12 protein-coding genes are annotated in these 11,979 nt (G+C 39.7%); 6 read left to right on the forward strand and 6 right to left on the reverse strand.

Annotated features, from left to right (window positions below; all coding sequences use genetic code 11):
• The 6 genes from LV83_RS08170 to LV83_RS08195 all read left to right on the forward strand — a co-directional run bounded on the left by LV83_RS08170 (position 1) and on the right by LV83_RS08195 (position 5,136).
• Complete coding sequence (locus LV83_RS08170) at positions 1-1,293, forward strand: metal ABC transporter permease (protein ID WP_111611063.1); 1,293 nt, start codon at positions 1-3, stop codon at positions 1,291-1,293.
• Positions 1,283-2,179, forward strand: a complete 897-nt coding sequence (locus LV83_RS08175; protein WP_111611064.1) for a metal ABC transporter permease — start codon at positions 1,283-1,285, stop codon at positions 2,177-2,179. Before LV83_RS08170 ends, LV83_RS08175 begins: the two co-directional genes overlap by 11 nt.
• 94 nt (positions 2,180-2,273) lie before the next feature.
• On the forward strand, positions 2,274-2,726 hold the full coding sequence (locus LV83_RS08180; protein WP_111611065.1) for a thioredoxin family protein: 453 nt from the start codon (positions 2,274-2,276) through the stop codon (positions 2,724-2,726).
• Positions 2,723-4,105, forward strand: a complete 1,383-nt coding sequence (gene mnmE, locus LV83_RS08185) for a tRNA uridine-5-carboxymethylaminomethyl(34) synthesis GTPase MnmE (RefSeq protein WP_111611066.1) — start codon at positions 2,723-2,725, stop codon at positions 4,103-4,105. Before LV83_RS08180 ends, mnmE begins: the two co-directional genes overlap by 4 nt.
• A gap of 16 nt (positions 4,106-4,121) precedes the next feature.
• A complete protein-coding gene (locus tag LV83_RS08190; RefSeq protein WP_111611067.1) occupies positions 4,122-4,373 on the forward strand; it encodes a hypothetical protein in 252 nt (83 codons plus the stop codon).
• Positions 4,360-5,136, forward strand: coding sequence for a toxin (locus tag LV83_RS08195; protein ID WP_111611068.1), 777 nt, complete (start codon positions 4,360-4,362; stop codon positions 5,134-5,136). Before LV83_RS08190 ends, LV83_RS08195 begins: the two co-directional genes overlap by 14 nt.
• A gap of 102 nt (positions 5,137-5,238) precedes the next feature.
• Here LV83_RS08195 and LV83_RS08200 read toward each other — a convergent pair whose 3' ends face one another.
• From LV83_RS08200 to LV83_RS08225, 6 genes are all read right to left on the reverse strand, one after another.
• Positions 5,239-5,841, reverse strand: coding sequence for a hypothetical protein (locus LV83_RS08200; protein ID WP_111611069.1), 603 nt, complete (start codon positions 5,839-5,841; stop codon positions 5,239-5,241).
• A gap of 25 nt (positions 5,842-5,866) precedes the next feature.
• Complete coding sequence (locus LV83_RS08205) at positions 5,867-9,037, reverse strand: type I restriction endonuclease subunit R (protein ID WP_111611070.1); 3,171 nt, start codon at positions 9,035-9,037, stop codon at positions 5,867-5,869.
• Positions 9,038-9,046: 9 nt separating this feature from the next.
• The gene (locus LV83_RS08210; protein WP_111611071.1) at positions 9,047-9,661 is read right to left on the reverse strand and encodes a transposase; all 615 of its coding nucleotides are present in this window, start codon (positions 9,659-9,661) and stop codon (positions 9,047-9,049) included.
• Positions 9,654-9,932 (reverse strand): hypothetical protein, encoded by a 279-nt coding sequence (locus LV83_RS08215; protein WP_111611072.1) that lies wholly within the window; start codon positions 9,930-9,932, stop codon positions 9,654-9,656. Before LV83_RS08215 ends, LV83_RS08210 begins: the two co-directional genes overlap by 8 nt.
• 217 nt (positions 9,933-10,149) lie before the next feature.
• Entirely contained in the window at positions 10,150-10,488 is a 339-nt protein-coding gene (locus LV83_RS08220; RefSeq protein ID WP_245947021.1) for a hypothetical protein, read from the reverse strand.
• On the reverse strand, positions 10,485-11,978 hold the full coding sequence (locus LV83_RS08225) for a P-loop NTPase fold protein (protein ID WP_111611073.1): 1,494 nt from the start codon (positions 11,976-11,978) through the stop codon (positions 10,485-10,487). The genes LV83_RS08220 and LV83_RS08225 overlap by 4 nt, the downstream gene beginning before the upstream one ends.
• Position 11,979 lies beyond the last annotated feature (1 nt).

The raw sequence follows: 11,979 nt of genomic DNA on the forward strand, positions 1-11,979 counted from the left end.
ATGAGCGATTTTGTCTATTTCTTCACATTTCAGGATGCATCCATTGCCTTTGTAGTAATTGGGATCACACTCTTGGGCATCGGCTCTGCTTATGTGGGAACGTACAGTTTTCTGGACAAAAAGGCCTTATTGGGAGACGCTATCTCCCATGCAGTACTTCCGGGCATTTGCCTAGGCTTTATGCTTGCAGGAGAAAAGAATCCTATTTACATAGTGACTGGAGCATTTCTATCAGGGGCCTTAGCTACTTTCCTTACTTCCTGGCTAAAAAGCAAAACCCGATTGAGTGATGATGCAATCATCGCCTCCATCCTATCCATTTTCTTTGGATTCGGAGTAGTACTTCTCACTGTGATACAAAAATCAGGAAATCCAGAGATGGCTGGTCTTAACCAGTTCATCTTCGGAAATGCCATTGCCATTCTTGAAGAAGATCTATACATCTATGGAGGTCTGGCAATCTTAATCATTCTTACACTGACCGCTTTCAGAAAGGAATTTTCAATGCTAGTATTCAATGCCGACTTCGGAAAGTCCATTGGCTATCCCATGGGAGCGATCAGATTGATATTTAATGTGCTCATGATACTGGCGGTAGTAATAGGTATCCAAGCAATCGGCGTGGTGTTGATGGCGGCCTTGTTAATTACTCCGGGAGCAGCAGCTCGATTCTGGACGGATAAACTAGGAAAGCTTCTTTTAATCGCCGGGGCATTTTCAGCTGTGTCGGGAATCATCGGAACCTACGTCTCCTTTATAATTCCCCAGATGCCCACTGGTCCTTGGGTGGTGGTTTGTTTATCGCTGCTAGCATTAATTTCCTTTCTTTTTGCCCCAAAAAAAGGCGTGCTCTCTCGCTTTATCGCAAGAAGGTATTACCTCAAAAAAACGCATCAAGACCACCTTTTAAAGTTGATTTATCATGGAATAGAAAGTGGGAAAAGCAGCTTCCCTATAGAAGAAATCTATCAGTCCTTTCCCTACAGAAAGCGAGAAACGAAGCATACTATTGATGAATTAATCAAAACAAACCTACTTACTATAAATCAAGGCTTTATAGACTTCACTTCTAAAGGGAAATCAGAAGCCAAGCGAATTGTGAGACTTCATAGACTTTGGGAACTTTACCTCAATGAGTACATGAATATTGCCCCGGATCACGTACACGATTCTGCCGAAAAGCTTGAACATATTCTGACACCAGAACTTGAAGCCTTGCTAGAGAACAGACTTAATTATCCTAAACTCGATCCTCACCAGGAGAATATCCCCCGCGACAACGATGAGCTTTGACCAAAACGCATTTCTGATAATTTTCACAGCCTCACTCATCTCCATATCCTGTGGATTGCTAGGGGTGTTTATGATGCTTCGCAAAATGTCCATGACCGGAGATGCCATTTCACATGCGGTCCTCCCGGGGATTGTCATTGGTTTCTTTGTGTCAGGAAGCCAGCGAGGACTGGAAGTCATCATTGGAGCTGGGATTTTGGGGATTCTGGCCACCCTACTGATCGATTGGCTGAAGAATAAAGCTAAAGTGCAACTCGATGCTTCCATTGGAATTACATTTACGCTCTTATTTGCCATAGGCATCATCCTAATAAATATGCTTGCCTATAAAGTCGATTTGGATCAGGAATGTGTGCTTTATGGGGAAATTGCTTACCTCCCGATTGATCTTTGGATCACTGACGCAGGCTTTAGTATGGGCCCAAGAATCACCTATTTGGCAGTTTTGAATTTAGTTTTGGTAGGAACCTTTATATTCCTCTTATATAAGGAGTTAAAGCTTACCAGTTTTGATGAAAACTTCGGGTTGGTAGTTGGACTACCGGCTGGAGCAATAAATCTGGCTTTGATGAGTATGGTGTCCTATACTACTGTCAGTAGTTTCGAAGCGGTTGGTGCCATTTTGGTAGTGGCTTTACTTGTCGTCCCACCTGCCACGGCTTTTCTTTGGACGAAAAAATTAACATCTCTTATTAAACTTACCTGCGGCTTAGGTATTTTTATTGCAGTAACAGGATATTATGCAGCATATTTGGTAGATAGTTCTATCGCAGGGATGATGGTGGCTGTAGCTGGTGTTATCTTTCTGGGAAGTGCCGCAATCAAAGGAATCAAGCCAAATTGGGCATTCGGAACTTCCACCCCCAGCAAACCGTTGGAGGTTTGACAAAATACGGTAGACCGAAGACAGAAGACAGGAGATAGAAGACCACAGATAATAGGGCTACTAGCATTATTGCGTATAACCATATATTTAATTCATGAAGAAATTAGTAATCATAGGCTTAATTCTAATTGTTAGCAATTTTGCACAAGCACAGGAAAAAATAGAGTGGCTGAAATTTGAGGAGGCTGTGGCCGCTACAGAGGCAAACCCCAAAATGCTTTTTGTGGACGTGTACACTGATTGGTGTGGCTGGTGCAAGAAGATGGACAAGGAAACTTTCACTGATCCTGATGTAATCAAATACATCAATGAAAACTTTTATGCAGTAAAAATGAATGCAGAGGATGATAAGCGCACCTTTGATTTCAAAGGAAAGAAATACTCCGAAGCTCAAATGGCGGCGACTATGCGGGTGCAATCATATCCTAATTTTGTGATCATTGATCCAACTTTGCAGAATATCACTCAATTACCTGGATATAGAGAGCCAATTCCATTTTTAGATGGGTTGGGTCAGATAGTTCATAATGGATTTGGTGCAAAATGAGTTTTTCACTTTCCGAGCAAAATGATACCATCATCGCTTTAGCTACGCCGCAGGGCGTTGGCGCTATTGCAGTAATTCGCCTTTCCGGCAAAGAGGCCATCAGCCTCACTAACGAAGTTTTTTTTGGCAAAAATCTAGAAAAACAGGAATCTCACACCATACATTTTGGAACCATTCGCGATGGGGAAAAAATCATAGACGAGGTCTTGGTTTCTCTTTTTATAGCTCCCAAATCATTTACCAAGGAAAACGTGGTGGAAATCTCCACTCATGGCTCATCCTATATCATCAATCAGGTTCTCAAACTATTCATCCGCAAAGGTGCGCGTCCTGCAAAGCCTGGAGAATTCACTCAGCGTGCATTCCTGAACGGACAGTTTGATCTGGCGCAAGCTGAGGCTGTAGCCGATCTGATTCATGCGGATTCCGAAACTTCCCATCAAGCAGCACTCAGTCAAATGCGTGGTGGATTTAGTTCTGAAATACAGGAGCTTAGATCTAGACTGATTCATTTTGCTTCAATGATAGAACTGGAACTGGATTTTGGCGAGGAAGACGTGGAGTTTGCCAGTCGAGAAGAATTACGTGCGCTTGTAGAGCGATTACTTCGTGTAGTTGAGGAGTTGATTTTGAGCTTTGATCTGGGGAATGTGATCAAAAACGGAGTTCCAACCGTAATCGCCGGGAAACCCAATGCAGGCAAATCCACCCTACTCAATGCCCTGCTCAATGAGGAAAAAGCCATCGTCTCTGAGATCGCTGGAACGACGCGGGATTTTATAGAAGATGAAATCAATATAGGAGGAGTAATCTTTCGCTTTATAGATACAGCTGGTTTACGGGAAACTACCGATACTATTGAAGCTATTGGAGTGAGCCGAACTCAGGAGAAAATGAAGTCCGCTTCTTTGATTTTATATCTCTTTGATTTGGGAGATACAGATTTGGTGGAGATCAATCGAGATGTCAATAAACTGGAAAATCAGGGTGTACCCTTCCTGAAAGTTGCGAATAAGGTAGATAAGGGTAATGAACAGTTAATAAGTGAGTTAAAAGAAAAGCATCCGGACACTATTTTCATCTCCGCTGGAAACAAAGAGAACTTGGAAGGACTGAAAGTTCGCATACTTGAGCTTGTCAATCTGGACAAATTCCGAACTGGAAATACGGTCGTTACCAACGTGCGTCACTACGATTCCCTAGTCAAAACCCGTGAGTCCTTACTTGATATTTTGAGTGGACTGGACAATGAAGTGACCAATGATTTTGTGGCCATGGACATCCGCCGCTCCTTACATTTCTTAGGTGAGATTACTGGTGAGATTACCACTGATGATTTGTTGGAGAATATTTTTAGGAATTTTTGTATCGGGAAGTAAATAAGTAAATTGAAGGATGAAGAATAATAAAAATTCGCATAAAACGGCTTCAAAACTTAGAACACAAAAAGCATATCTGACTAAACGAGATATTGTCCGTGTTTCAAAAGCTGCAATAACAAAAGCTTCTGACCAAGCAATGAAAACTGCGGGTTATGTAATTAAGGCTGAAAATGGATGGGTTGTCCGAGAGAACCAAGATGGAAGTATTCAGCGGATTAAAGAAATAAAAGGAGCTTCAACCCTGCACAAACTTGTTCTCGACTAAGCCAGAACTACGTCTGAGGGTTTTTGCTGGCCCGAATGGATCAGGAAAAAGCACAATTATTGAGGCAGTAAGAAATCATAAAGTAAGTGAAATCCCTGTTGATTTTGGTACTTACATCAATGCTGATGATCTAGCAAAGAAACTACTAAATGAAGATGTTGGGTTTGATAAATACAACATAGAAACAACAGAAGAAGAATTCGTAGATATTTCTACTTCTTCTGGATTAATCTCATCTGCATTTACAAAGAGTGATTTTTTAAAAACATTTTCTTTCTCTAATAATCAAATAAAGCTTCTTGATCTGGAATTCAACGAAAGACTTGCTCAGATAATTGCTGATTTTTTGAGAAAAAAACTCCTTACAGATTTAAAAAAGTTTTCCTTCGAAACTGTTTTCTCCCATCCTTCCAAAATTGATATAATGAAGCAAGCCAAAGCTGCTGAATATAAGGTTTACTTATATTTTGTTTCTACGGAAGCTCCTGAAATCAATAAATATCGTGTTAAAATTCGGACAGAATTGGGAGGACATAGCGTGCCTGAAGATAAAATTGAACAGCGCTACTACAGATCTCTTGATTTAATGTATGAAGCAGCTCAACATGCTTATCAAGCATATTTCTTTGACAACTCTAGAAATGGTGAAAATTTCAGACTTGTCGCTCATTTTAAAATGGTTAAAGGAGAGAAAGTTTGGGATAGTATGGATGAAACCAAAATCCCCAATTGGTTTTATGAGTATTATTCAAATAAGGTCTGAAAATCTTTAGTAAAACTAAGGCGACTCTGAATATATCAATCAGCTTGAATTCTATTTCAAACTTGTTTGGACGTCATTGCGAGGAGGTACGACGAAGCAATCTCATTGTTTTATTGAAGCTCTTTCCACATTAAAATAGGCATAGTTGGCTCCGAAATTTCTTATTTTGACTCGTAACAATCTCACTTTATAAGAATACTGACTGTCCTCAAAAATATAATAATCACCAGGATTCAATTTTGATGTACCTATTGATACTTGGCTTGAATTCCTTATTTCTATATCGGCTACTTCGGGATTTTCACTAACATTGTTGGGAAATAGGCTGTATTTCCTATCATCTATGGGTAAATAATTACCAACTTTTACTACTTCGCCACTCAAAATTGTAGCGTAATCCAATGCTACTTCTTCTTTAGTAGAAGAACCTATATCTCCTGATTGTTCAATGATTTCTTCGTCATTTATTTGTTTCGATATAGTTGGTGTTGGTATTTCTTCAGGTTTACTTTCTATTTTTGATATGGAAATATTACCCTGATCCTCTAGTAATTCAACAGTTTGATTCACTTCATCATTTGACATATTTTCCGGTGGACGACTATCTAGGTATATATAAATACCTACAATTGCTGTAATTAGTCCAGCTATTGAGGTTAGCAAAGCTGGTAAATTGCTCCAAAATCCTTTCTTTTCATCTGTCATAATATGTGCTGTTTAAAAATTAGTTCTACCTACTATACCTCTTAAAATTCTCTGCCTGCTCAAAAATCTCTTTGTACACCTCATCCCGATCTACCGGAGGATAATCGTTTTCAGCTAAAAGAATAATCAAATCCACTTTCAGTTCCGCTTTGATATCATCTCGCTTGCTCCAGTCGGTGTACTTGGCTTTGTCATCCACCACATCTTTGACCAACTGCGCCAAGTGAATCAATTTGTCTTCTGGATACACAAAGTCATACTTGACCGCCAACTCCTTCAGAATATCATAGAAAGCCTTTTCCTCGAAGTCTATGCCCATTTCTGCAAAGGATTCCTTCTCCTTTTTCATGGCATAATATAGGTTTATGATCTCGTCAGTGAATTCATCCAAAACTCTACTATCCAGTGTATCGGCTTCCTTCCGCTCGTTATACTTCTCCACCAGATGTTGCATCTTTTTGGAGAAATCCACTCCCTTGATTTTGTTGATTTGCTTAAACTCCTCTATGGCTTTGGCCAAAAGCTTCTGCAGCAACTTGATCTTGGTATGGGGTAGTTTAATCTTATCAATCTTAGCCAAGTAGTCGGCTTCGAAAATATCCACCTCTTTCTGATCGTCCTCTCCAAGTTTAAAAATCTCCTCTACCCCTTCACTTCGAATGGCTTCCTGTATCATCTCCCGAACTTTCGCATTCATCTGCTCGGTATCCGGAGCTTCTCCCTTTGTCAGTTTGAATACAATAGATCTCACTGCAATAAAAAAATGAATCTTGTCCTTTTCTATATTGGTAAAAGCTGCTGATCCCGAGCAAATATCATAAGCGGCTTTCATCCGCTTCACCAGATTCATAAAGCGCTTTTCCAGTTTCTGGGTCAGCTGCACGAATTCAGCCGCTTGATTCAGCGTATGCAACTGCTGCAAAGGAGAACCTGTGAAATATAGGCTGTAGTCAAACTTGTGGAAGATTGCTTCCAGCAAATCCACCTGATCTTTGACCACCACGATGGACTGTTGTATATCCTCAAAATTCTGACTATCCACCGTAGAATACTGCTTCAGAGCTAGATTCATCTGTTTCTTGATCCCAATATAATCCACCACCAAGCCTTTTGACTTACCTTCAAATTTCCGATTCACCCGCGAAATCGTCTGGATCAAGCTATGTTCCTGTATGGGTTTGTCTATGTACATGGTATCCAAAAAGGGCACATCAAAGCCCGTCAGCCACATATCCACCACAATGGCAATCTTAAAATTACTCTTTGCATTCTTAAACTGCCGATCCAGTTCCTTTCTATAATCTTGGGTCCCCAACATCTCCCAAAGCTCCTTTTCATCATCCTTGGAGCGGGTCATCACCATATTTACTCTTGCCATAGGCTTGAGTTCTTTTCGGTCTTTTTCCGTCAACTCTACTCCCTCTTCCGCAACCAATACCTCAGCCCATTCCGGTCTCAAAGCTATTACTTCTTGGTACAATTGATAGGCAATCTCCCTAGTGGAACAGACAAACATCGCTTTCCCTTTGATGGTACTTCCTTCTGCTATCCTAGTTTCATAGTGAGTAACAAAGTCCTTGGCAATGGCCTCAATTCGACCTGGATCGCCCAATATCGTCCGCATCTGGGTGATCTGCTTCTTGCTCTCATCGACTTGATATTCATTTGCGCCAGCCTCAGCTACCATAGAGTAATAGTTCTCAATCTCCTGAAGCTTGCTGTTTTCCAGCAACACCTTCGCCGCTCGACCCTCATACACGATCCGAACCGTGATCTCATCCATCACCGACTCGGTCATAGTGTAAGTATCCACGATCTCCCCAAACACATCCATGGTCGCATCGATCGGCGTACCCGTGAAACCCACATAGGTCGCACTCGGCAGGGAATCATGGAGATGCTTCGCAAAGCCAAAACTTTTCTTCACCCCTTTTTCTGTCACCCGAACCTTCTGATCCAGATTTGTTTGGCTGCGATGTGCCTCATCCGAAATACATATCACATTGCTGCGCTCGGTTAGCAATTCGGTGTCCTCGTTAAATTTATGAATCGTGGTCAAAAAGACTCCGCCTGAATTTCTGCCCTTCAGTTCCTCCCGCAGTTCCAGCCTGCTACTGACACTTCGGATCACATTATCTCCTATAAATCCCTTGGCATTGGTGAACTGTCCGCTGAGCTGATCATCCAAGTCGGTACGGTCGGTGATCAAGACGATGGTAGGACTGGCAAAATCCACCGACTTCATCAGCAGTCGAGTAAGATACAGCATGGTAAAACTCTTCCCACAACCCGTCGCACCGAAGTAAGTTCCCCCTTTGCCGTCTCCATGGGGCAACTGATGCAGTTTGATATTTTCAAACAGCTTGGTCGCGGCATAATACTGCGGATAGCGACAGACGATCTTCTCGTCCTTCTTGGAGCTATCCGGCACATAGATGAAATTATGGATGATGTCCAGCAACCTACGCTTGTCCAGCATTCCCTTGATCAGGGTGTACATGGAGTCAATGCCATGCACTTTGGTGGACAACCCCGTATTAGGATCGATCTCCTTATCCAGACCCTCGATCTTCCGCCAGGAATAGAAAAACTCATAGGGAGCAAAGAAACTTCCAGCCTTGGTATTTACCCCATCCCCTATGACACAAAAGGCATTGTACTTAAATAAATCCGGAATATCCCGCTTATATCGGGTGGTCAACTGAACGTAGGCAGAATGCAAACTTGCTTCTTCTCGAATAGATGACTTAAATTCAAAAACGACCAGTGGCAAGCCATTCACATAGAGAATCCCATCCGGGATACGCTTCTCAAAACCCTGAATCTCCAGCTGATTGACGATTTTGAAGATGTTTCGCTCCGGCTGCTCGTAGTCGATCAGTGAAATAAAAATATCCTTCCGGGTATGATCCTCACGCTTCAGCAGGAAGCCATCCCGCACCCAATTCATGATGGTCTTATTCGTCTCGTAAAGATCCGAAGCGGGCAACTTCTCCAGATCACGGATAATCCCATTCACCTCATTCGGCGTAATCTTCTCTTCCAAATACCGCTGCTGCAAATAATGCTGCAAATCTTCCCGAATCAAGACTTCTTCCTTGCCTCGGAGCATATCCTCCCCCTTCACATGGGGGTATCCCTGCGCTTCCAAAAGCGAGATAAAGGCCTGTTCAAGTTGGGATTCGGTGAATTTCATTTTGATTATTTATACAGGGAAAAATTTATCATCAGACCATTTTGAAGGATTATTGATAATGTATTTAGAAATACGTTGATACGATTGTTCATTCCGTATGATGTGTTCCCAATAATTACGTTGCCATAATTTACCGACAAACGGTTGCCAATTCAATGTTTTTACACCACGAATATATTCCACCGTCGTGATTGATTTAAACGCATCCATCATATCACCAATGGTTTTCGTTGGGGCAATCCCTTGTGGTTGCCCTATTTGATTTTGTGTTATACCGTAATTTTGGGCGACCGTTTCATTTAGGGCGACCACAAGGGTCGCCCCTACGGTCGCCGCAACGATTTCCAAAATGCCGTGAAAATGGTTTGGCATTATTACATATTCGTGCAATTCAATATTTTTAAATCGTTCTGGTAATTTTAACCATTCGGTATTAATCATTGTGCCTGCCGCATTCAAAATCATTTTCCCATCCACCACATCACCAAATAAACAGGCCCGATGTTGGCAACAAATGGTAATAAAATACAAACCGGCCTGCGAATAATCGTATCCTTTTAATCGGATGGATTTACGTTGGGGCAATCCCTTGTGGTTGCCCTTATTTCGATTGTACTTATTCATCGTCTTGGTCGTATTCGTTCCAATAGAATGCCGCCCCTTCCGCATCCAGGGTCTTATAATATTCCAATAACCGCACAAACAATTCCTTTCCTATACCCATATCAACCAGTGACAATAAGGTATCTAATGTGTTTTCAATGGTATTTTTATCCTGATTTCCTGATTGGATCAAATGATTGATTTCTGCTTCCAAAGCTGGCAAATGCCCCTTAAGTGACTCCTGAAAGGATTCAATGCTTTGTTTGATACTCCGAAACAAGTCCTCTTCCATATCTCTTAATATTCCACTTTCGCTAATTTAGAAAGCAACACGTCTTTCAGTTCCGTTAGCTTTTGGTTTTCTATTGATTTCAAACCCTGATTCCATTCTATATTTTGGAGTTCGCTCATTTCAAAAATTACAAATTGTTAAGGGTTAATGTTTAAGGGTCAAGGATTAATGGTTAATGGCCGCCCCTCATTAACCATTAATAATTTACCATTAATAACTAATCTTTGACCCTATAGCCCACTGAAATGATGACATCCAGATTGTAACCATATACTTCAACTTCCTGTGTTTTCCCTACCATAGCCCCATGCTGAGTGGTTATTCGGAATTTCCGAACAACCACTTTTTCGTCCAACTCGCCTTCTGCAAACACATTCTTGATATGCTCATTAATGGTTGATTTGGCTTTACCAAAAAGGGTAGCCATTTGGTCTTGGTTAAGCCAAACCGTTTCTTCCTCTAAGCGCACATCGATTTTGATGTTGCCGTCAGCGTTTTGATAGATCAGGATGTCACTGTTCATAATGGCTTTTTGTTGGGATTCAATAAATTTCATGCTATCCAATTCAAATTATATCGTTCTATAATTTCAATTGCTTTCTTTGTTAAAATAAATAAGTTTGCAGTTTCAGGTGCTAATTCATTGCCATTTTTAAGAATTTTACAAGTAGTTTCAAATGAAATAGATGTGCCAGAATGTCTATTCTTTTCTTTAGGAATAATTGACCATTCAATTTTAAAATCTTCAATACCAACAATTCCATTTATCTCCTTATTAATCTCAAGCTTCCACAAATGATCGGGATATGATAGGATAGGGATAAGAGCATGTAAATAATCAACTTTATAATCTGAATATGGATTATTCTCAATATTTTCCTTCATATCATTTAGCCGTAGTTTAAATTCTTCAAAATCAGATATGATTGATTTTAAGGACTGGTAAACAATTAAAAACCTTAAATCATAAACAGAGACATATCTTCCATTTATTCTAGGTCCACTCCTGCGTTCTTTAATAATTATTTGTTTTGAAAAAATTTTCAACAGTTTTCTGATAGGTAAGTAACCAGATTTATGAAATGCAAAAATTAGATAAAGAATATATCTGATATCTATATGATCTTTAAGACTATACAACCGATCTCTCTCATTTGTAGTTGTAAGGATAACAGTTAAGAAAACTTCACTTAACTTATCTTCTAATTCCGGAAGAAGATCAAAATGAAAGGTTCCTTCTGAATAAAACTTATCTATATATCCTGAAAAATCAACATCTTGCCCATATCGGTTAGAATAGATTTTTCTAATATTATTGATGTCACATACAAGAATTATTTTATCAAAGTCAAATTTGTTTTCAGATGAATCATGATCAAAGTGAGCGGAAAAAACATTCAATATTCTAAAAATATGATCAGGGTCAATCCTGTCCAAATCATCAATTATTAGGACTGTTTTCTTCTTTGAATCCTTTTCTTTTATCTGAGTAGATAATTGACAAATTAACTGAGTGTAAAAATCTTCTTCCTTAACTGATCCTTTTGTTTTATTGATTTCTTCAAGATACTTGATGATTGTTTTTTCTTGATCACTCTGGTTTCCTTTGTGCTGAATTTCAAATGTTTTATAGAGTTGAATTATCTCTTTAGCTATTTCAGCTACTTGTTTACCTATAACAGGAATTTGCCTAACAAATGGCATTATTATGTTTTCAGGATTATTTTGAAGAAAAAAACCAAAAGATATACTCTTTGGAATTGAGACTTTTTCAAACTCAACATCAAGCCTCAAAAAATTAAAGAGAATATCATATTTAATTAATTCAAAAATATCTTCATTCGAAGCAACTGAGTAATTAATTGGGAAAAGATGAAATACTTGATATTCTGATTTATGCCTTTCAAAATAATCTTTAAGGAAGCTTGTTTTTCCAGTACCAAAAGGAGCAGAAAATATAATTCTATGATTATCTATTTGATTAAGGTGATCACTGAAATTTGATGAACCTCTATCTGTTTTAATCTTAAAGTCTGGTTTTTCCATT

The organism is Algoriphagus yeomjeoni (genome assembly GCF_003259505.1).
Lineage (GTDB): Bacteria > Bacteroidota > Bacteroidia > Cytophagales > Cyclobacteriaceae > Algoriphagus > Algoriphagus yeomjeoni.

What these genes read in the sequence shown, in the direction of transcription:
- LV83_RS08190 (WP_111611067.1), top strand. Translation starts at nt 4,122, where the DNA reads ATGAAGAATAATAAAAATTCGCATAAAACGGCTTCAAAACTTAGAACA.
- LV83_RS08210 (WP_111611071.1), bottom strand. Translation starts at nt 9,661, where the DNA reads ATGAATAAGTACAATCGAAATAAGGGCAACCACAAGGGATTGCCCCAA.
- LV83_RS08180 (WP_111611065.1), top strand. Translation starts at nt 2,274, where the DNA reads ATGAAGAAATTAGTAATCATAGGCTTAATTCTAATTGTTAGCAATTTT.
- LV83_RS08220 (WP_245947021.1), bottom strand. Translation starts at nt 10,488, where the DNA reads ATGAAATTTATTGAATCCCAACAAAAAGCCATTATGAACAGTGACATC.
- LV83_RS08205 (WP_111611070.1), bottom strand. Translation starts at nt 9,037, where the DNA reads ATGAAATTCACCGAATCCCAACTTGAACAGGCCTTTATCTCGCTTTTG.
- LV83_RS08170 (WP_111611063.1), top strand. Translation starts at nt 1, where the DNA reads ATGAGCGATTTTGTCTATTTCTTCACATTTCAGGATGCATCCATTGCC.
- LV83_RS08175 (WP_111611064.1), top strand. Translation starts at nt 1,283, where the DNA reads ATGAGCTTTGACCAAAACGCATTTCTGATAATTTTCACAGCCTCACTC.
- mnmE (WP_111611066.1), top strand. Translation starts at nt 2,723, where the DNA reads ATGAGTTTTTCACTTTCCGAGCAAAATGATACCATCATCGCTTTAGCT.
- LV83_RS08200 (WP_111611069.1), bottom strand. Translation starts at nt 5,841, where the DNA reads ATGACAGATGAAAAGAAAGGATTTTGGAGCAATTTACCAGCTTTGCTA.
- LV83_RS08215 (WP_111611072.1), bottom strand. Translation starts at nt 9,932, where the DNA reads ATGGAAGAGGACTTGTTTCGGAGTATCAAACAAAGCATTGAATCCTTT.
- LV83_RS08225 (WP_111611073.1), bottom strand. Translation starts at nt 11,978, where the DNA reads ATGGAAAAACCAGACTTTAAGATTAAAACAGATAGAGGTTCATCAAAT.